This window comes from Phragmitibacter flavus (genome assembly GCF_005780165.1).
Classification (GTDB): domain Bacteria; phylum Verrucomicrobiota; class Verrucomicrobiia; order Verrucomicrobiales; family Verrucomicrobiaceae; genus Phragmitibacter; species Phragmitibacter flavus.
Window position 1 is genome coordinate 311,441 of sequence record NZ_VAUV01000002.1, and the last position, 20,320, is coordinate 331,760.

17 protein-coding genes are annotated in these 20,320 nt (G+C 58.0%); 8 read left to right on the forward strand and 9 right to left on the reverse strand.

Features of this window, described 5'->3' with window-relative positions:
- The first annotated feature begins 92 nt into the window (after positions 1-92).
- Together vccA and FEM03_RS03390 are read left to right on the forward strand one after the other, a co-directional pair.
- Positions 93-3,953 (forward strand): Verru_Chthon cassette protein A, encoded by a 3,861-nt coding sequence (gene vccA, locus FEM03_RS03385; protein WP_166442592.1) that lies wholly within the window; start codon positions 93-95, stop codon positions 3,951-3,953.
- Between the two features lie 63 nt (positions 3,954-4,016).
- Positions 4,017-4,781, forward strand: coding sequence for a YdcF family protein (locus FEM03_RS03390; protein ID WP_138084769.1), 765 nt, complete (start codon positions 4,017-4,019; stop codon positions 4,779-4,781).
- Between the two features lie 89 nt (positions 4,782-4,870).
- Here FEM03_RS03390 and FEM03_RS03395 read toward each other — a convergent pair whose 3' ends face one another.
- From FEM03_RS03395 to FEM03_RS03415, 5 genes are all read right to left on the reverse strand, one after another.
- Positions 4,871-5,149, reverse strand: coding sequence for a pentapeptide repeat-containing protein (locus FEM03_RS03395; RefSeq protein WP_166442593.1), 279 nt, complete (start codon positions 5,147-5,149; stop codon positions 4,871-4,873).
- A gap of 140 nt (positions 5,150-5,289) precedes the next feature.
- Positions 5,290-6,411: a recombinase RecA gene (gene recA, locus FEM03_RS03400; RefSeq protein WP_138084771.1), complete on the reverse strand. Its 1,122-nt coding sequence runs from the start codon at positions 6,409-6,411 to the stop codon at positions 5,290-5,292.
- 119 nt (positions 6,412-6,530) lie between these two features.
- Positions 6,531-7,529: a type II secretion system F family protein gene (locus FEM03_RS03405; RefSeq protein ID WP_138084772.1), complete on the reverse strand. Its 999-nt coding sequence runs from the start codon at positions 7,527-7,529 to the stop codon at positions 6,531-6,533.
- Positions 7,530-7,703: 174 nt separating this feature from the next.
- Positions 7,704-8,855 (reverse strand): Gfo/Idh/MocA family protein, encoded by a 1,152-nt coding sequence (locus tag FEM03_RS03410; protein ID WP_138084773.1) that lies wholly within the window; start codon positions 8,853-8,855, stop codon positions 7,704-7,706.
- 169 nt (positions 8,856-9,024) lie between these two features.
- Complete coding sequence (locus tag FEM03_RS03415) at positions 9,025-9,837, reverse strand: sugar phosphate isomerase/epimerase family protein (RefSeq protein WP_240772653.1); 813 nt, start codon at positions 9,835-9,837, stop codon at positions 9,025-9,027.
- A 130-nt stretch (positions 9,838-9,967) separates the two neighbouring features.
- Between FEM03_RS03415 and FEM03_RS03420 the strand changes: the two genes are divergently transcribed.
- Positions 9,968-10,801, forward strand: coding sequence for a helix-turn-helix transcriptional regulator (locus tag FEM03_RS03420; RefSeq protein ID WP_138084774.1), 834 nt, complete (start codon positions 9,968-9,970; stop codon positions 10,799-10,801).
- 84 nt (positions 10,802-10,885) lie between these two features.
- On the opposite strand, the gene FEM03_RS03425 is transcribed toward FEM03_RS03420, so the two are convergent.
- The gene (locus FEM03_RS03425) at positions 10,886-12,748 is read right to left on the reverse strand and encodes a DUF1592 domain-containing protein (RefSeq protein ID WP_138084775.1); all 1,863 of its coding nucleotides are present in this window, start codon (positions 12,746-12,748) and stop codon (positions 10,886-10,888) included.
- Between the two features lie 159 nt (positions 12,749-12,907).
- On the opposite strand from FEM03_RS03425, the gene FEM03_RS03430 reads away from it, so the two are divergent.
- A complete protein-coding gene (locus tag FEM03_RS03430) occupies positions 12,908-14,206 on the forward strand; it encodes an ATP-dependent 6-phosphofructokinase (protein WP_138084776.1) in 1,299 nt (432 codons plus the stop codon).
- 330 nt (positions 14,207-14,536) lie between these two features.
- On the opposite strand, the gene FEM03_RS03435 is transcribed toward FEM03_RS03430, so the two are convergent.
- Genes FEM03_RS03435 through pssA form a run of 3 tightly spaced genes read right to left on the reverse strand, consistent with a single transcriptional unit; the run spans position 14,537 to position 17,058 of the window.
- Complete coding sequence (locus FEM03_RS03435; RefSeq protein WP_138084777.1) at positions 14,537-14,821, reverse strand: type II toxin-antitoxin system Phd/YefM family antitoxin; 285 nt, start codon at positions 14,819-14,821, stop codon at positions 14,537-14,539.
- 41 nt (positions 14,822-14,862) lie between these two features.
- Positions 14,863-16,095, reverse strand: coding sequence for a glycosyltransferase family protein (locus FEM03_RS03440; protein WP_138084778.1), 1,233 nt, complete (start codon positions 16,093-16,095; stop codon positions 14,863-14,865).
- Positions 16,096-16,137: 42 nt separating this feature from the next.
- The gene (pssA, locus tag FEM03_RS03445; RefSeq protein ID WP_166442595.1) at positions 16,138-17,058 is read right to left on the reverse strand and encodes a CDP-diacylglycerol--serine O-phosphatidyltransferase; all 921 of its coding nucleotides are present in this window, start codon (positions 17,056-17,058) and stop codon (positions 16,138-16,140) included.
- Between the two features lie 116 nt (positions 17,059-17,174).
- Here pssA and FEM03_RS03450 point away from each other — a divergent pair, with 116 nt between their 5' ends.
- From FEM03_RS03450 to purT, 4 genes are all read left to right on the forward strand, one after another.
- Positions 17,175-17,759, forward strand: coding sequence for a rhodanese-like domain-containing protein (locus tag FEM03_RS03450; protein WP_240772655.1), 585 nt, complete (start codon positions 17,175-17,177; stop codon positions 17,757-17,759).
- A 20-nt stretch (positions 17,760-17,779) separates the two neighbouring features.
- A complete protein-coding gene (locus FEM03_RS03455; RefSeq protein ID WP_138084779.1) occupies positions 17,780-18,274 on the forward strand; it encodes an iron-sulfur cluster assembly scaffold protein in 495 nt (164 codons plus the stop codon).
- Positions 18,275-18,298: 24 nt separating this feature from the next.
- Entirely contained in the window at positions 18,299-18,853 is a 555-nt protein-coding gene (gene sufT, locus FEM03_RS03460) for a putative Fe-S cluster assembly protein SufT (RefSeq protein WP_138084780.1), read from the forward strand.
- Between the two features lie 101 nt (positions 18,854-18,954).
- A complete protein-coding gene (gene purT / locus FEM03_RS03465) occupies positions 18,955-20,163 on the forward strand; it encodes a formate-dependent phosphoribosylglycinamide formyltransferase (RefSeq protein WP_138084781.1) in 1,209 nt (402 codons plus the stop codon).
- The last annotated feature ends 157 nt before the right edge of the window (positions 20,164-20,320 follow it).

Consider the following 20,320-nt stretch of genomic DNA (forward strand, 5'->3'; position numbering starts at 1 on the left):
AATCTTTGTTTCGATGTGGCGGGGTTGATCTTGGCGGGGTAGTGTGCTGGAATGTCGCCGACTCGATGAATTTAATTCTATTGCCCAAAACCATGAACCGACGACGACGCAAGGGTGTGGCGCTGGTGCTGGTGATTACTGTGCTTTTGCTGGTGATGTTTTTGGTGCTGGGTTTTTTCCTCAATGTGACCAATGAAAAAAGGGCTTCGCGGAACACGAGTCATATCCTGTCGTTGAGTTTGCTGGAAGACAGTGTGGTGGGGTTGGTGATGGCACAGGTGAGGTCGGCAACCACTCAGGGGCCGGAGGTGGGCTGGGCTTCGCAACCGGGAATGATCCGGACTTTTGGAGCGAAGGATAGTTTGGTGAAGCTCTATTCGGCACGGGAGATGACGAAGGAAGTGAATGAGGTGCCTTTTGATGTGCTGGCGGAGGTGCCGTCGGATTGGATGAATTACCCGGGATTGTATCGCGATCTGAATCTGCCGATGGCGGATTTGGAAGGGGAGTTGCGGTATCCGATCTTCGATCCAAGGGTTGAGGTTGAAGGTTTGCAGGTGGTGGGTGCCCCGGTGAGTCCTCAGAATGAAGCTCCGATGCCGGTGCGATGGTTGTATCTTCTGAAAAATGGACAGGTGATGAGTCCGCTGCCGGGAAGCGCAGAGGAGTCGGGAGACGAGGATGAGGGTGCTGCTGCTGCGGCGGCCAATGAGGTTTTGCTGGAAGGACCGCCGGGGGTGGCTTCCAAGGATAATCCGATTGTGGGTCGGGTGGCGTTCTGGACGGATGATGACACGTGCAAGATCAACGTCAATACTGCGGCGGGGGATGAGTGGGAGCGGGGGAATGCACCGGGTTCGTATCATGACTTGCCGAGGACGGAGTCGAGTTTTGATCGTGCGGTGCTGGCGAGCTTTCCTCCGGCACCGGATGAATTTCAGCGTTATCCCGGGCACCCGGCGACGACGAGCATGGGGGCGGTTTTTCCAGAGCTGAGCAGGGAGGAGATTGGAGGCATTGTTCCGAGAATTGAGGCGGGTGGATCAGAAGGCGGGACGGTCTGGGAGACGGAACGACTGGCTGGGGATGCGGACCGGTTGTATGGCTCGGTGGATGAGTTGGTGTTTGATCAGAATCGTGATGTTCAAGCTGGTTTAACGGCGGGAGAGATTGCGGGTCGGGGATTTTTGTTGAGCACGAACAGCCGGGGTTCGGAGCTGAATGTGTTCGGATGGCCGCGCGTGGCGATTTGGCCGCTGGCAGAGGAGGAGACCGATGAGTTTCGGAGTGTGTATGATCGATTGGTGGCGTTTTGTTCGAGCATGGGGGAGACGGGAGCGGAGGCGCGGTTTCATTTCACCAGGAAGAATTCGAATCATCCCACGGCGGATTTTTTGGAGTCGTTGCGCAATCAGGAGCTGGTCGCGTATTTGCAGAAGTTAACTTCTCGTGAGGTGCCGGGTCGGTTGGGGACATTTGCGGGCAAGTATGTGGCGGACCGTGATCAGATTTTGGCCCAGATGGTGGATCATATCCGGTCGACCAATATTTATGATGGTCTGCTTCCTGGAGGTCAGTTTACCAGCGAGCGGGTGTCTGAATCCGAGGTTGAGCCAGGGCATGGACAGGTAGTGCCGTTGAAAATTGGGGACGGAATGGGGTTGGGCCGGTTTTACACGTTGTCGGAGATCGGGCTGCAGTTTATCGCCACGGCAACCGGAGATCCGGCGGATGCGGAGAGCAACATTTTCGCCAACATTCCGATTTTGAAGAATCAAACATTGGAAAAGCGATTGGTTCCCGGAGAACGACGCATTGAGGCATTGCTGTTGATGGAGTTGTTTTCGCCTTCGATGGGGTGGCCCGTATTGAGGCCGGACATGCAGATCCGCATCACCGGATTGGAACAATTTAAGGTGAATGGTCAGTCGTTGGGTTTTCCGGCGGATGCGTCCATGCGGCACACGCTGGCGGCGGGTGAGGTGGCGCATGGACGGTCATGGGGCGGGGCAGGGGGATTTCAAGCTTTGCTGAAGGGGCGCAAGCTGCCTGCGCGTGGAGTGATGCCGGCAGATCGGGGATTGACGGTGGACAACGTGTATCCGTTTGTCAGTGTGCCGATCACGGTGGTGGAAGCGCCGGGCACTACCGACAAGGATCTGGCGACCATGGAGTTTGAAGGTGGCGAGATTGAGGTGTCACTTTATGCAGGGGCGGAGTCGTCATTGGAAGGAGATGAATTCCTCGTTCAAAAGATCAAGGTGCCGTTTGAGAATGGGACGTTTTTGATGCCAAGATTGGTGGAGGGGGGGACAACGGGAGAGGAGACCGAGGAAGGAATTGCTACTGCGACAGTGGCGCGGACGTGGTGGACGTTTTCGGCGGATGGTGGTGCCAGACGTGCGAATGGCACCCCCGCCCCCCAATTTTTGGGTCGGTTGAATTTTGCCGGGCAGTTGGCCAGCAACGCAGCGCCGACGCTGGATGAGTTTGAGTTTTACGCGGGTGGCATGTTTCGTAAGCCGGATGTGGTGCGCACGATGGTGCCGCGTCACGGGGACTACCGCTTGATCGCGGCGCAGGCGGAGGTGGGGGCGGACCCGCTTGAGCCCAGTCGGGGGCAGTTTGTGCCGCATCGGTTTTATCATGACCAGAGCAAGAGGTTTGCGCATTCATTGGGGACTTCGACGGGGCAGCATCACATTTTTGCTTCTGACGTGGACGGGCGACTGGTGCCAGGAATTACGCAGCAGAGGAGAGTAATTCCCGATGTTCCTGTGGGAGTATCGGAGCCGGCGCTGACGGGCGACTGGGACACCGGGCTGGGGGCGGAGATGGATGGGGCTTACATCAACAAACCGGATGAAGGCAACGGACTTCGCGCATCTGAAGGCGACATTCCGTTTTTTGCCACTGGAGAGAATGCGGATCTGGCAGCACCTGGGTTGTTTTCGCCGAACCGTCAGGTGTCTTCGCCGGTGATGTTTGGTTCGTTGCCGACCGGGGTGAAAGCGGGCAAACCGTGGCAGACGTTATTGTTTCGACCTGCGGGGACGGGAGAACCGGTGCATGTGGGGGCGCAGTCGCCGCCGGATCATTTGTTGCTCGATCTGTTCTGGATGCCGGTGTTGGAGCCTTATGCGATCAGTGAGCCTTTTTCGACGGCGGGAAAGGTGAATTTGAATCATCAGATCATGCCGTTCACTTACATCGAGCGCACCACGGCGTTGCGGGCATTGTTGCATAGCGAGCGGGTAATGGCCATTCCGGTTGAGGCTTCAGAGGTTTACAAAGGGGCGGGGGAAGTGGAGGCCAACTATCGTTTTGCCATTGATGCGAACGAGACCTTGATTCAGTGGCAGAGACGCTTTGATGAAGGGCAGTATTTCCGCACGGCGAGTGAGATCTGCGAAATGCATCTGGTGCCGGAGGGGCGGCTGTTGTCTGAATTCACGCCGGAGGAAGTTCCTGATGAGTCGGAACCGACGCCGCCGAGCGATGGCGAGGGCGGTGGTGCATCGACTTTTTGGGCGGAACATGCGTTGACGGGGGACAATGTTCGCGAGCGCCCGTATGCCGGGCTTTATTCACGTCTGACGACGAAATCCAACACTTACACCGTGCATTATTGTGTGCAGGTGCTCGAGCCGTTGAAGAGGCAGCGGGGAGACGACCCGGCAGATTGGGCGAAGTGGGTCGAGAAAAAGGACGCGGTGGTGGCGGAGAGTCGTGGGAGTGTGACGTTTGAGCGTTACCTTGATCCGCATGATCCCGAGTTGCCCGATTTCGCTCTTGTCGCAGCGGAAGTCCCGGAGGAATCAGGATCGGAGTCGGGAGATGAAGGCGGTGGTGGCGAGGAACAAGAGGAGCCGGTAGAGGAAGGGGAGCAGGAGGGCAATCTGGAGTCATTCTACCGTTTTCGGATCTTGAGCAGCAAGAAGTTCATTCCCTAAAAGAGGAGTTGAGACAACGTTTGTTCGAAGATTATCCATGGCAGAAGGCGAAAAGTTATTTCGATGAAGACGTTGATTCCGCTGTTGCAACCGCTGGGAGTGATTTGGGTTTTGCTCGGAAGTTGGTTGCTGTGGCGACTGTGGCGGCATCGCTGGCAGGATTTGTGGCTGCCGGGATTGGCCTGGGTGATTTTTTCGGTGATGACCTGCACACCGTTGGCGTCGTTGTTGATGGCGAGATTGGAGGGAGTTCCCAAGATGCCGGACAAGGAGTGGCCGGTGGTGGATGCGATTGTGTGTTTGGGAGGCGGGGCGGAGCCTTCTTTTGTGGAGCCGACGGGGTTTCATTTGAATCCTTCGGCGGATCGACTGAGCACGGCGTTGATGTTGCATGCGCAGAAAAAGGCACCGGTGCTGGTGCTTGGAGGGGGTGGATACAAGGAATCGGGGGTGATGCACTCGGAGGCGGATCGGGTTTTGAAGGGCCTTGAGCTGATGGGCCTGGAAACGAGTGGAATGGTTTCTCTGGGGGTGTGTGCGAATACACGAGATGAGGCGCTGAAAGTTTCGGCTTTGATGAAAGAGCGGGGGTGGACGAAGATTTTGTTGGTGACTTCGGCCTTCCACATGCCGAGGGCTGAAGGCACCTTTGTCAAAGCCGGGGTGTCTTTAGGTGGGACGGTGCGCTGCAATTACGTGAGCAGTGTGAACCATGTCGGGGATTTTCGCTGGCTGCATTTGCCGCATGCCAATGGGTTCAACGTTTATAAATACTGGTTCCATGAGGTGATTGGAACGTGGGTATATCAGTGGCGAGGCTGGATGTGACGCGATGTGATGGTATTTTCGACGTTGTGGCTTCGGCCTGAACGATCCTTGGTAACAAAACGAAAGAGTGACTTTTGTCTCGATGGAACTCAGGCAAGGCGTTTTCCGTGCGCTGTGAGAAGTTCGGTGACGAGAATGCCATCAATGCGCATGCCTTCGTAATTGGCGTCTTGAATGGTGACGTTGGTGAGGTCGATGTTCTTGAAAACCGTGCCGGAAAGATTGATGTCTTCGAAATTCGCGGCGGATAGGTTGACGTTGATAAATCGGGCGTTGGCGAGATTGATATCGTCGAACTTGGCGGCGCTGAGGTTGCTGTTGGTGAATTCGGCACCACCAAGGTCTTGGTCTTCGAATGTAGTGCTCATCAGGGGGTGTGTTTGAGTTGAATGAGGGAGGGTTGATGCACAAAAAAATATCATCCGCCTGCGCGGGTGGCAAGCGGATGATGGGAGGTCTAAAAATCCTGAGATCGCCGGGAGACGATCTTTGAGAAATCGATTTTCGTTTATTCGTCTTCGCCGGAAGCAAGGGCGGCGCTGGCGGCGGCTGCTGCTTTGCCAGCTTTGCTACCCTTGGCGGCTTTTTTGTCAACGAGGTAAGTTTTGACCGCGACTTCGATTTCGTTGTATAGCGTTTGGTCGGCTTTGAGCGCGTCTTTGCACGCGTCGCGACCTTGGGCAAGCTGGGTGCCTTTGTAGCTGATCCAGGAACCGCGTTTTTGCAGGATGTCAGCTTCGAGGGCGAGGTCGAGGAGGGATCCGACGCCGCTGATGCCTTCGTTATACATGATGTCGAACTCGGCTTCGGTGTAGGGAGGCGCGAGTTTATTTTTGACGATTTTGACCTTGGTGCGGTTGCCGGTGGTGGTGCCATCGCTGGATTTGATGGCTCCGATGCGGCGGATGTCGATGCGCATGCTGGAGTAGAATTTCAGTGCCTTGCCGCCGGGGGTGGTTTCGGGGTTGCCGAACATGACGCCGACTTTTTCGCGGATCTGGTTGGTGAAGATGCAGCAGGTGCGGGCTTTGCTGATGATGGAGGTGAGCTTTCTGAGGGCGGCGCTCATCAGACGGGCCTGGGCACCGACGGTGGCGTCGCCGATTTCGCCGTCGAGTTCTTGACGGGTGACGAGGGCGGCAACGGAGTCGATGACAATGACGTCGAGGGCATTGGAGCGGACGAGGGTTTCACAGATGCGCAGGGCCTCTTCACCACTACTGGGCTGGGAGACGAGGAGTTCCTCCATTTTGACGCCGAGAGTCTGGGCGTAGGTGGGGTCAAGGGCGTGTTCGACGTCGATGAAGGCGGCGAGGCCACCGGCTTTTTGAGCTTGGGCGATGACGGTCAATGTCATCGTGGTTTTACCGGAGGATTCGGGACCGTAGACCTCGACGATACGACCGCGGGGAAAACCTCCAATGCCGAGGGCCTGATCGATAAGCAAGTTGCCGGTGGGGATGATGCTGACATCGACGCGGGAGCTTTCGTCCATGCGCAGGATGGAGCCTTCGCCGAAGTCCTTTTGGATCTGTTGGATGGCGGCGTCGAGGTTGCGGGAACGCGCGTCGGCGATCTTGGAGGTGGCGGTGTCGGTGGTCGTAGTGGGTTCTTTAGGAGCGCGTGCCATGATTCGTGTGGGGTAGTCGGTGAGTAATTAAGTTAAGTTAGGCTCAATGTGTTCCAGTGAACAGTGAATTGCAATAAGGTTTTTCGAATGTTTGAAAATGTCGGGTCAGCAATGGCACATCAGTAGGCGTTGAGCAATTCATTGATGGCGCTGCCCTCGCCATAAAGTCCCTGGAAGATGCCGATGATGCGGCTGGCGATGTAGAGGACGACGATGACGTAGAAGATGCGCGGCAGCCACTCGGCGGCCCGGTCCTGCGAGCGGGCGGCGAGGTCGCCTTCGATCTGTGCCCAGCGGCCCATTTCAGTGTCGAGGGTGCCGGTGGTTTCGGCGGTGTTCACGGCGTTGAGGAAGGAGCGGGGGAAGGCGTTGCCAGATTTGAGGGCCTCGGTAAGGGGTTTTCCAGCGACGACTTCCTTGGCGGCTTTGGTGGCACCTTGGTTGAGGAGGGCGCTTTGAGAGGCGGCTCCCGCAAGCTTGAGGGTTTCGCTGATGTTGAGCGCGGCGAGGAGTCCGGTGTGGAAGACCTGGCAGAAGCGGGCGAGGGCCCAGTGGCGGTTGATGGAGCCGATGAGGGGAATCATGCCAATGAGGCTGTCGGCGCTGGTGGAGTTGGTGGCGGCCTTGGCTCCTTGTTCCCAGAGGATTGCGATGGCGGCGAGGAAGCCCCAGAGAATGATGAGGCGGACGATAAGGTGGGGGACGATTTGCTGAATGGGAGTGCCGGAGAAGTAGGTGATGAAGTCGGGAAGAATTAGGCCGAGGTGGAGGAGAATGATTGGGTAGATGAGGGCACCGAGGACTTTGTCGATGCTTTTTTGGCGGAGTTCGAAGTAGCGGGCGAGGTGTTCGCAGGCGTTTTCGAGGCGGCCGCCATGTTCGCCGGCCGAGAGCAGGCTGGTCTCGAGTTTGCTGACGGTGGAGGCGTTGTATTTGGCGATGGATTCGGTAAATCCAAGGTGTTGTTCGAGGCCTTTTTGGATGCCGCGGAGGAATTTCTTGACGGGGGCGGCAGGACGTTGTTCGAGGAGGAGGTCAATGCTGCGGTCGGCGTGAAGGCCGGCGGCGAGAAGCTTGGCGAACTCGTGGTAGAGGGTCGCGCGTTGTTGATTGGTCATCGGGGGATGAAGGTGATGGGTCGGAGGGGAGGGGTCAAGGAAAATGCGGCATGGCAGTTGGATGGGTTGGTGCCATGCACGATTGAATGGTCCCACCAAGGATTGGTTGGTGGGCCAAGTGTCTGGCGAAATTGGATTGGTGAGTTTGGTGGCCGGAAGTGCTCCTTGGAAGATTTAGAGCGGATTGATGCTTACCCATTTGCGGTCGGCCCAGGATTGGAGACCGGCCTCGGCCAGCTGGACGCCTTTGGCACCTTCGCGCAGGGTGTAGGGGAAGGGGGCGTCGGTGGCGACGTGTTTGAGGAACATCTCCCACTGGATTTTGAAGGCGTTGTCGTAGGTGGGGAGGGCATCGGGGACTTCCTGCCAGCCGGTGAAGAAGTTGATGGGTTGTTCGATGTCGGGGTTCCAGGTGGGGCGGGGGGTGCTGCCGAGACTTTGGACCCAGCACTTGCGCAGGCTGACGACGGCGGAGCCGTGGGTGCCGTCGACATGCATGGTGAAGAGGTCGTCGCGACGAACGCGGGTGGTCCAGGATGAGTTGAACTGGCAGATGACGCCGGTATCGGTTTCAAAAGTGGCGTAGCAGGCGTCGTCGGAGGTGGCGGGGTAGGTTTCGCCGGATTCGTCGCGACGTTGGGGGATGTGGGTGGCACCGAGGCAACTGACGGCGGTGACGTTGCCGAAGAGGTTGTCGATGACGTAGCGCCAGTGGCAGAGCATGTCGATGATGATGCCGCCGCCGTCTTCAGTGCGGTAGTTCCAGGAGGGGCGTTGGGCGGGTTGGTCTTCGTGCTCGCCGCTGAAGACCCAGTAGCCGAATTCCCCGCGCACGGAGAGAATTTTGCCGAAGAAGCCCTGGTCGCGCAGGACGCGGAATTTGCGGATGCCGGGGAGCCAGAGTTTGTCCTGGACGACGCCGTTTTTGACACCGGCGTCTTCGCAGACTTGGGCGAGGCGGAGGGCTTCCGCAGTTTCGACGGCGGTGGGTTTTTCGCAGTAGATGGCTTTGCCGGCGGCGGCGGCTTGTTCAACGAAGCCAGCGCGTTGCAGGGTTCCAGAGGCGTCGAAGAAGATTGAGTATTGCGGGTCAGCGAGGGTGGCGGGGAGGTCGGTGGACCATTTGGAGACGCCGGTGCGTTTGGCAAGGGCGGCGAGTTTTTCAGGGTTGCGCCCGGTGAGGATCGGGTCGGGCATGATGGTGAGATCATTGCTGACCTTGACGCCGCCTTGCTCGATGATGGCGAGGATGGAGCGGATGAGGTGCTGGTTGGTGCCCATGCGTCCGGTGACGCCGTTGAGGATGATGCCGATGGTTTGGGTCATGGTGAGATGAGTTGAGAGTTGAGAGTTGAGAGTTGAGAGTTGAGAGTGGCTGGTAGTTGCTGGGGAGGACGGGGAAGTGGTTGGATACCTAATTGACTTGGAGACGCTCGGGTTCTTCGCAGGATGCGAAGAACGACACGCAAGATGCGTGTGCTCCCCAGCTTCTGAATCACATGGTGGTAAGTTGCTGGTAGGATTGGGTGATCTTTTTGAGGTAGTCGTGCTGGTCGATGGACCAGTAATGGGTGGAGAAGATTTCGACCTCGTCGGGGCCCGTGAAGCCGGTTTGGTTGACCCAGGTTTTGATTTGCATGATGGGGATGCAGCCTTCGCCCATGAGGCCGCGGTCGTTGAGGAGATCGAGGGTGGGGGTCTTCCAGTCGCAAATGTGGAAGGCGTAGAGGCGGTCGTGTTTTGCGGTGAGCTCGATTTGCGATTGGAGGGTTTCGTCCCACCAGACGTGGTAGACGTCGAGGGCGATACCGAGGTTTTTTGGGGAGTGGAGTTGGTCGATGACGGCGTTGGCCTGGGCCAGGGTGTTGATGGCGGAGCGGTCGCCGGCATACATGGGATGGAGGGGTTCGATGGCGAGTTTGATACCGGCTTGTTGGGCGACGGGGAGGATGGCGGCGATGCCGTCGGCGATTTGTTGCCGGGCTTCGGGGAGGGGGACGCCGGGATGGGCACCGCAGACGAGGACGATCATGGGGGTGCCGAGTCCATGGGCTTGTTCGATGGCGAGGAGGTTATCGTCGATGGCAAGCTGGCGTTCGGCGGCGGTGGGCGCGGGGAAGAAACCGCCGCGACAGAGGCTGATGATGTCGAGTCCGGCGTCGCGTAGCCGGTCGCCTGCGTGTTGGGGGATGTGCCCTTCAAGGTGCTGACGCCAGACGGTGATGCCTTGCACTCCGGCGGGCGGGTAGTGCCTGGCGCAGTCGTCGAGCGTCCAGGGTTTGGTGGTCATGGTGTGGAGGGCGAGCATGATGTCGAAAGGATGAAGGCTAAAGGATAAAGACTAAGAATGACGGTGATTTAGATATAATGGGTGACGGTTAGAAGATTGGGGTTGCGGGTAGCACTTTATCGACTTTGTGTCGGGGAGTGGGACTGTTATGAAAAATTATCGTCCGTTGTTGATTCAGGATTTGCAGTTGTCGCTGCCGAATTTGCAGGTGTTGCGGCTGCGCATGAACCGGCATGTGCCGGAGGCGAGATGGACGTCGCATGCGCATGAGCATGACCAGATTCTGGTGTATTTAATGGGCAAAGGTCAACAACGCGTGGATGGGGCGCTGTATCCGGCGCGGCCCGGGACGGTGATTCATGTGGCGAAAGGGGTGGAGCATGCATTCGAGCAGTCGCGAGGCAGGCCGCCGTTGTGTCTGGTGATGGATGTGGTGATGGAGGGAGGACGGGGGACCTCGCATGTGTGTGATCAGTTGACGGCGGAGCAGCTGGCGGAGACGAAGGCGCGGATGAGCACGCTGTTCCGGCATCCGCAGATTGAGAAGCGCGAGATGAGTTTGCGGGTGGGGGCGGTGGTGCTGGATGTCTTGGACATGGCGCTGAAGTCGATTGGATGGCTGACGGCGGTGAACCGGTTTGGGGCGGCGAAACATTTCTCTTTGAGCAAACGAGTGGAGCGGTTGCTGGAGACGAAGGACGGTCCGGAAGTCGATTTGAAGGAGATCGCGGAGATGACGGGGTATCAGCAGGATCATTTAAACCGGCTTCTGCGCACGGAGTGTGGACTGACGTTGGGGCAGTTGCGCTCGCGGGTGCGATTGAAGCGTGCGGTGGCGATGTTGGAGGACAAACGCCCGGTGCAGGAGGTGGGGGCGAAGGTGGGGATTCTGGATGCGAATTATTTCGCGAGGTGGTTCAAGCAGCAGACGGGGGTGAGTCCGTCGGTGTGGCGGCGCAGGCCGGGGGGACTGAGGTTTTAGCTAAAGGCTAAAGGCTAAAGGCTAAAGGCGGAATCCTGATAGGATGGTTGGGGCGCTCTTTTTCCAAGGGCGAATTGTCTTCATTCATCTGCGCCAGAGGAAGGGGTGGCTTTGGGTGATGGCGATGATGAGGGGTTCGATGTGATGGTTGCTGTCGCGCAAGGTTTTTTCGAGGCGCAGGAGGGCGGGCTGATCGCTGACTTCGAGGCCTCGGTCGAGGGCATATCCGAGCAGTCGGGTGGTTAGGCTGCGGATGAAGAGATCCTTGTCCTGCATGAGAATTTGACGGAATTCGGCGGGGGTGGTGAAGGGACGGTTGCCGGGCATGGTGCCGGTGGTGTCGAGGGGTTTGCCGTTTTCATTTTCGCGCCATTGGCCGGTGGGGCTGAAGTTTTCAAGAGCGAAGCCGGGGGGATCAAGCCGGACGTGACAGCCGATGCAGGCGGGTTTGGATCGGTGGGCTTCAAGCCGCTGGCGGAGGGTGCCGTTTTTGAGTTTACGATCGTCTTCGGGGAGGCCGCCGACGTCGGGTGGAGGCGGGGGTGGGGAGGTGCCCATGAGTTGTTCGAGGACCCATTTGCCACGAAGCACGGGGCTGGTGCGCTGGGGGTAGGAGTTGACGGCGAGGAAGCCGCCCATGGTGGTGAGTCCGCCGCGTTTGGTGTCGGTGAATTTCACCTGACGGAATTCTTCGCCTTGAACGTTGGGGATGCCGTAGTGGCTGGCGAGGGTTTGGTTGAGGTAGGTGTAGTTGCTGTCGAGGAGGTCGAGGACGTTGCCGTTTTTGAGGAGGATGTTTTCGGTGTAGTGGAAGATTTCGTCGTAGAGGGCCTGGCGGATTTTGCGATTGAACTCGGGGAATTTGCGTCGGTCGGGATTGGCCTTGTCGTGGATGTCCTCGAAGCGGAGCCATTGACCGGCGAAGTTTTTGACGAAGGCTTTGGCGTTGGGATGGGCGAGGAGTCGTCGGGTTTGGGCGGTGAGGATGGCCGGGTCGTGGAGTTTTTGCGTGATGGCGAGGCTGAGAAGTTCGTCGTCGGGGGTGGTGGACCAGAGGAAGTAGGAGAGGCGGGTGGCGATTTCGAAGTGGTTGAGCTGGCGGGGTTGGTTATTGTCTTTGGGGGCGGGGGCTTCTTCGAGGAAGAGGAAACGAGGGGAGATGAGGACGGATTTGAACATGGCCTGCATGGCTTCGTCCCAATTGGCTCCTCGGTTGAGGGCGGCACGCAGGATGTTGAGGTGTTTTTGGACGGTGTCTTCGCTGGGGATTTGGCGAAGGGCTCGGAGAAGGAAGGGGCGTAGGGCAAGGTCGGCACCGAGGTCGCCGGGGAGTTTGTCGCTGTAAACGGGGGCGAGGAGACGGCTGCGAAGTGGGGGATCGGACCAGACTTCGTCGATGATTTCTCCGGCAGCGAGGAAGTGTTTTTCGACGAGGAGAGGGGAGATGCTGAGGGTGTCGGCGTTGTTGTTGAATCCTTCGCCGCCGGAGCCGTCGGTGGGGAACTGGTCGCCGGGCCGGCTCTTGATGCCGAAGAGGTCACGCATGGTGTTGCTGTATTCCTCGCGGTTGAGGCGGCGGGTGCGCGCGGGTCCGGGACTGCCGATGGGGGCGTTGAGCAGGGCTTGTTCGTTCTGCTTGATCCAGGAGAGGACGGCTGTTTTGTCGGATTCGGGAATAGGGGGCTTGCTGGCGGGTGGCATGGTGCCGGCACGGAGTTGTTCGCGGACTTTCAGCCAGAAGCGGATGTCGAGCCGGTCTTTGCCGGGGGTGAAGAGTTTTTCGAGGTCGATGTCACCTTTGGCGAGGTCGGCGTCGTGGCAGTCGATGCAGGTTTTTTCGAGCAGGGGGATGATGGAATCGGTGAGGGAGTGCTGCACCGCGTCGACGGTGGAGGCGGCATGCATGGCCAGAGGAAGGAGGAATGAGATGGCAAGAGGCCGGAGCATGATGGGGCGGGACGAAAGGGGAAGAGGGAGGGGGCGAGTGATGGTTACGTTGCGAAGTGTCGATTTTTATGGTCGAGAGCAGAGATATTGGCTGGCACTGGTTGTGCTTTGATGGAAGGTGCGTTGCTCGCTTAGATTTTCAATACCCTCAACTTTCTTGTGGATACTCACATTCAATCCTTAGGTCCGTGTCTTTTCCCCACACCGTTGCATCATATTGGCTCGGTTGAGGCGCCTTTCAAAGATGATGAAGACCGGATTCTGTTTAGGCATGAGACTTCGACATCGCAGCTGGAGGAAGAGGAGGAGTCGAGTCCGGTAAGTTTTGAGGTGGCAGGGCCGCGGGAGAGGCTGTATTTTGATCCTTCGCGGACAACGGTGGGGATTGTGACTTGTGGCGGGTTGTGTCCTGGATTGAACGACATCATCCGGGGGATTGTGAACCAGTGTCATAATCAATATGGCATCAACAAGGTGTATGGTTTTCGTTATGGATACGAGGGGATGGTGCAGCGCTATGGGCACACGCCGTTTGTGTTGAGGCCGGCTTCGGTGGCACAGGCACATCATTTTGGCGGGACGTTTTTGGGAAGTTCGCGTGGTCAGCAAGATGTCGGGGACATGGTGGACACGCTGGAGGACATGGGGGTGGACATATTGTTTGTGATCGGTGGGGATGGTTCCTTGCGGGGAGCTTCGCAGATCACCAAGGAGATCGAACGCAGAGGGCTGAAGAAGGCGGTGGTGGGGATTCCCAAGACGATTGACAACGACATCATGTTTTTGGACAAGAGCTTTGGGTTTGAGACGGCTTTTGCTGCGGCGGTGCAGGCGGTGACTTGTGCTTATGTGGAATCGACGGGGGCGGTGAACGGGGTGGGCTTGGTGAAGTTGATGGGGCGGGATTCGGGATTCATTGCGTGTTATGCGGCGCTGGCGGGGAGCAATGTGGACTTTGTGTTGATCCCGGAGGTGCCGTTTGATCTTGAGGGCCCACGTGGATTTTTGGAGGCGTTGCGTTATCGACTGGTGCGTCGGGGCAGTGTGGTGGTGGTGGTCGCTGAGGGGGCGGGTCAGGAATTGATGGGCGGTGGCATGGGCGTTGATGCGAGTGGCAATCCGCGATACGGGGATGTCGGATTGTTTCTAAAGGACCGCATCAATGGCTTTTTCAAGGAGCGCCGGATGGAGGTGAATGTGAAGTATATTGATCCGAGTTACATCGTGCGCAGTGTGCCAGCGAATGCTCAGGACAATGTGTATTGCTCACGACTGGCGCAGTCGGCAGTGCATGCGGCGGTGGCGGGCAAGACGGGGATGCTGGTGGGACGCTGGCATGGATCGTTTGTGCATCTGCCGCTGGACATGGTGACCCATGGGCGACGGAAGGTGGATCCGAAGAAGGAGCTATGGCATTCCGTGTTGGAGTCGACGGGGCAGCCGCCGAATTTGCGGTAGAATCAATGCGGCGATTTAAAGTTGGTCGCGCCTTGAGGGGGGTGTTTTCCGCCAGCTTATTTTTTCGAACGAATGAGTTTTTGCACCTCGTCGTGATTGCCGATGAAAAAGAACACAAGTTCGGGAGGGGTCGCTATGAAAACGAAAGCGAGGCGGTCGTCCAGTCCAACGCGGCATTCAAAGATGGTTTTTGTGAGCCGACGAATGCTGATGCCGGAGTGAAGGTGAGGTTTGCCCCATGAATCGCGAACAACGTTCATGGCATCGCCAATTTCCTTGCGTTCAGCTTTGGAATGCTGGCGGAGTTGGTTGAGCAGGTCTTCGGTGACTCTAACCTTTAATGAGGGTTTCGATGTCTCCGGTGAACTCCCTGAGTTTGTTGGCCCGGCGATCTTTTTTGATTTTGGCATGGACGCTGGTTTCGAAATTGGCAAGCTCGTCTGGAGTGACGTTGTAGGTGCGTGCGGCGTAGTCGGTGGATTCAACGGTGACGGGTCGAAGGGCGACGATTTTGCCGTTGATGACGATACCGATGTCGTCTCCATTCAGGGCGCGATGCAGGAGTTGTGACAGATTCACCCGGGCTTGGGTTGGTGTCAGCGTGGTCATGCTCATGATGCAGTATGACGCGAACGCGACTTAAATGCGAGCAGAATTTAGGCGTCAGGGTTGAGGGCGGTCCCCAGGCGTGTGGCAAAGGTGGGATCGGCGGCGGTGATTTCAGCGTAACTGGGGAGGGCGTGCAGGGAGGGCGGGTGTTTGTGGATCTGCAGGACGAGCTGCTTGAGCATGCGGCTGAAGACGGTGACGGCTTGCTGCTCTTCTTTCATGACGTGCTCGAGGCCGTTGAAGAGGGCTTCGTGGGCGTAACGTTGAAGGAGGATCTGGGCGGTCTCCTCGTAGGCGTCGGCGAGTCGGTCGAGCTTGCGGGTTTCGGCGGCGAAGCCGAGGTCGGTCCACAAATGAGTGAGGAGGGTGAGGCTGACTTCGCGAGCCATGCGCATGAGGCCGCTGCGGGCATCGGGTTCGCCGGTATCGGGGTGATACTGGAGATGCTGATGTTTGTGCTCGTAATTGCTGCCGAGATCGACCTGGCAGACAGTTTGGGGCGGAGCGTGGCGGAAGACGTCGCAGAGCATGCCGATTTCGAGTCCCCAATCCGGAGCAACGGCGAGGCTGCTGAGGAAGCGGGAGTCGGCGGCAAACTCACCGGAAAGCGGATAGCGAAACATGGCGAGGCAGCGGAGCAGGGGGGTGCTGCCGAAGATTTCGCGGAGGGCCTGGATGAGGGGGAAGACGAGGAGCCGGGTGACGCGTCCGTAGATGCGTTCGCGCACGCGGCCGTAGTAGCTTTTGGCGAAGAGGTAGTTCATGTCGGGATGAACCACGGGCATGCAGAGCCGCCAGAGCATCTCGCGATGATAGTTGAGGATGTCGGCGTCGTGACAGGCGATGACGCCATGATGACCGCTGGCATTGAGGGCGGCGATGGCCATCCAGACGTTGGAGCCTTTGCCGTGCTGGTGATTGACGGGGTGATGTCGCTGGATTTCCTGATGAAGCGGGTCGAGCTCGGGACCGTCGTTCCAGAGGATTTGATGGGGAATCTGGCGGAGTCGGCGGGCGAAGAATTTTTTGGCGAGATGATGGCGCTCTTCGTCCATGCCGTTCATGGAAAAAACGACGCGGCTTAGGTAGGGGACTTTGGAGAGCTGGCGGAGGATGTGGGGGAGGGCTTCGCGCTCGAGTTCGTTATAGAGGACGGGGATGACGAGGGCGATCGGACGTTTGGCGCTGACACGGAGGAGAAGGGCTTCGCGTTCTTCGAGCGGGGGCTCGGCGAGGTGATGCAGGGTCGGCAGCAGGATCGGCTGATGAAAGTCGGGCATGGAGGCGCTGGCGCTGGGCTTGGCTGGGCGTTGATGCGTGGGTTAGATCAACGCAGCGGGATCGTTTTTGGAGTCGTCGGTGGGTTTTTTTGGTGACGATTTGCGAGTGCCGCTCTTGATGGCGTCATCGTGATCATCGTCTTCTTCGTCCAAGGCGTCGTCGGGTTCGGATGTTTCCGCTTCTGATTCGATTTCAGCCCGCCAGCGGCGTGAGATCCAGGGTCTGACAAGGCCATAGAGGAGGTAGGAAACAAACAGGACGGTGGGCATCCACTGCCAATTGGGAATGGTGAAGGCCACGACGATGATGGTGATCAGCACCCAGTGAAAGGAGCGTCGGGTGCGCCAGTTGATGGCTTTGAAGCTCGGGTATTGGATGCTGCTGACCATGAGGTAGGAAAGCAGCAGCATGAGGGCGGGCAGGACGTATTTCCAACGGCCGATGGTCTGGTTGTTGTTCTCCAGCCAGAGGAGCGTCATGGTGAGGGAAACGATGACGCCAGCGGCGGCGGGGATGGGGCAACCGCGGAATGAGGTGCTGGATTTGTCATTGGCGCGGGCGGCGAGGCAGTTGAAGCGGGCGAGTCGCATGGCACCACAGACGAGGTAGATGCAGGAGATGAGGTAGCCGCTGCCGCCAACAGTGAATTCGAAATTGGCGAGGACGATGTCATGCACGAGCAGGGCGGGGGCGATGCCGAAACTGACGATGTCGGCGATGGAGTCGAACTCGCGTCCGAAATCGGAGGACTGGCCGCTCATGCGGGCGAATCGTCCGTCGAGGGCATCGAAGACGCAGGCGAGCAGGATGAGGCCGATGGCCCAGAAGTAACGGTGATTGCCCTCCTCGGGTTGGAAGCGTCCGACGATGTGAAGAATGGCGATGAAGCCGCACAGCAGGTTGCCTGCGGTCATGAGGTTGGGCATCACGTAGATGCGGGGTTCGTCGTCTTGGTCGGCCATTGGGAGGATTCTAGCGCGATTTGCGCGTTTGTGCGGGTTTTTTTCTGATTTGGGAACGGGTTGCAGAGATGGCATCCGCTGTTTGACCGTGGGTCAGGTCGGAGTAAGGTGGAGGCATGCCAGTTGTTGAGGATTCTGTTGCCACCCTGCCGCTACCGCCGTTGTCGGCTGATACGACGATGGGTGAGTTGTTGAGGTTGTATCCCGGGGCGCAGCGGGCGTTGTTTGCAAAATTTCATGTGGGGGGATGCCGTAGTTGTGGATTTTCGCCGTCGGAAACGCTGGGGCAGGTTTGCGCGCGGAATGAGGACATGGCGCTGGATGAAGCGATTGTCTGTATTCAATCGGCTTACGAGGCGGATGCGAGTTTGCAGATTTCACCGCAGGCGCTGGTTGAGCTGCGGGAAACGAGGCCGGAGGTGAAGCTTTTGGATGTGCGGACGCGGGAGGAGCATGAGGCGGTGGCCATTGCGGGATCGCAATTGATGACGCAGGAGTTGATGCAGGAAGTGTTCATTTCGTGGGACAAGCAGGTGCCGGTGGTGATTTATGATCATCAGGGCGACAAGGCCATGGATGCGGCGGCTTATTTCCTCGGGCATGGATTTTCCGAAACGAAGTGCCTGGCGGGAGGAATTGATGCGTATAGTCTTGAGGTGGACCAGACATTGCCAAGATACCGGCTGGAGATGGAAGAGTAGTGGGCTTGAACAATACAATTATGGACGAAACGCTTTTTCAAGATGCCGTGAGCAATCCGCAGAATCTCGGTGAGATGGCGGATGCGGATGCGGTGGGCACGGTGGGAAGTCCGGATTGTGGCGACATGGTGCGCATGTGGTTGAAGTATAAAGAGGAGGATGGTCGCAAGGTGATCGACAAGGCGACTTTTCAGAGTTTTGGCTGCCAGACTGCCATCGCAGTGGCGAGCATGGCGACGCAGATGATACTTGGCAAGACGCGGGAAGAAGCGGCGGATTTGAGTGCAGAACAGATGAGTGCACCCTTGGGACCGTTGCCGCCGATGAAGATTCATTGCGGTCAGATGGTGGAAGGGGCTTTGAAAGCGGCGCTGGAGGCGGAGTCGCAGTCAGGAGTGCCTTCGCCAAAGGCAAAGGTGGAGGCGGCGGCTCCGATGGTGATGGCTCCCACGCTGCATGATGCGCTGGGTGCGGCGGACAAAAAGATTGGCAAGATCAAGATTGTGCCGATTTGAGCACGGAATTTTTTATATATCGATATGCATACTGACATTACCCTTACACGCGACGTTGAAGCCATTCAGATCCCCAGTGGAGATGCGGTGCAGTTGCCGCTTGGCACACGCGTGATCATCACCCAGGCTTTGGGTGGCACCTACACGGTGGCGACGGATCATGGTCTGGCACGCATTTCTGCAAAAGACGTGGACGCCTTGGGCATTGATCCAAACGCGGAAACGGCTGGCGAGCCGGATTCTTCGACCAATATTCCCGCGGATGCGACCCCGCTCGAGTTGCAGGTGTGGGAGCAGTTGAAGAACGTGTATGATCCGGAAATCCCGGTGAACATCGTGGATCTTGGACTGGTTTATGGCTGTCGTGTGGTGGAAGAGGAAGGTGGCAAAAAGGCGCAGATTTCCATGACGTTGACGGCACCCGGGTGTGGCATGGGACCGACGATTGCCGCCGATGCGCAGTCGCGGATCATGACCATCGAAGAGATCGACGATGCAGCCGTGGACCTGGTTTGGGAACCGGCGTGGAATCAGGGGATGATCTCCGAAGAAGGCAAGATGAAGCTGGGGATGGTGTGATCGGGAAAGGCGAAAGGCGAAAGGCGAAAGGATAAAGGCGAAGGGCTAAAGGATGAGGGTTGAGGCTTGCCTTGGGTGGGGAGTCAGATAAAGGTGGCGGGATGTCCTCAGCCTCCTCTTTTTCTCCTTCGATTGGCACTCCTTTTTCTCCTTCCGCGACCAAGGTTTTGATGCTGGGGTCGGGGGAGTTGGGCAAGGAGGTGGTGATTGAGCTGCAACGCCTTGGCTGCGAGGTGATCGCGGTGGATTCGTATGCCAACGCCCCGGCGATGCAGGTGGCGGACCGGGCTCATGTGCTGTCAATGCTGGACGCGGACGCGTTGCGGCGGGTGTTGCTTTTGGAAAAGCCGGATTTGATCGTTCCGGAGGTGGAGGCGATTGCGACTGAGGTGTTGGTGGAGCTGGAAGCGGACGGATTCAAGGTCGTGCCGACGGCGCTCGCGGCGAAGCTGACCATGAATCGCGAGGGGATTCGAAGGCTGGCGGCGGAGGAGTTGGGGTTGCGCTGCTCAAGTTATGTTTTCGCGGCTACGGAGGAGGAGTTTCAGACGGCGGTGATGCAGATTGGCATTCCTTGTGTGGTAAAGCCGATCATGAGCAGCTCGGGAAAAGGTCAAAGTGTGATTCGCAAGGAGGAGGACATTGCTCCCGCCTGGCAGTATGCCCAAGAAGGCGGACGCGCGGGACGCGGAAAAGTGATCGTCGAGGGGATGGTGGATTTTGATTATGAGATCACCATGTTGACCGTGAGGCATTCGGGCGGCACGTCGTTTTGTGCGCCGATCGGACATTTGCAGAAGGAGGGCGATTATCGCGAGAGCTGGCAGCCCCAGCCGATGAGTGAAGCCGCCTTGAAAGAGAGCGAGCGGATCGCGGGCGCGGTGACGGAGGCTTTGGGTGGATGGGGGCTTTTTGGGGTGGAACTGTTTGTGAAGGGGGATTTGGTCTGGTTCAGCGAAGTTTCACCGCGACCGCATGACACGGGTTTGGTGACGATCATTTCACAGGACTTGAGTGAATTTGCTTTGCACGCCCGGGCAATTCTTGGGCTGCCAATTCCGAACATCGTTCAGCATGGGCCGAGTGCCTCGGCGGTCATTTTGGTGGAGGGGAGTTCGAGCAACATCGTTTATGGCAATCTGGGCGCAGCTCTGGCAGAGCCGGATTCTGCTTTGCGATTGTTTGGAAAACCGACCGTAAAGGGCAAACGTCGCATGGGCGTGGTTGCAGTGCGGGCGATGACGATTGATGCAGCGAGGGAGAAGGCCCGGCGTGCTGCTGCTGCGGTGACGGTTGAATTCGTTGACTAGCTCAGTCAAAACCAACGTTGACAGGGGACATTTGCCAGCCGGGCGAGCTGGCGAAGCACATGGCGAATGCATGTCTTGGTGAACAGGCATTTCGACCCATAAATCTGGGCGGACTGCTTCGGTTGCAATGCTTTCCGAGCGAGGGCGAAGTGGACAG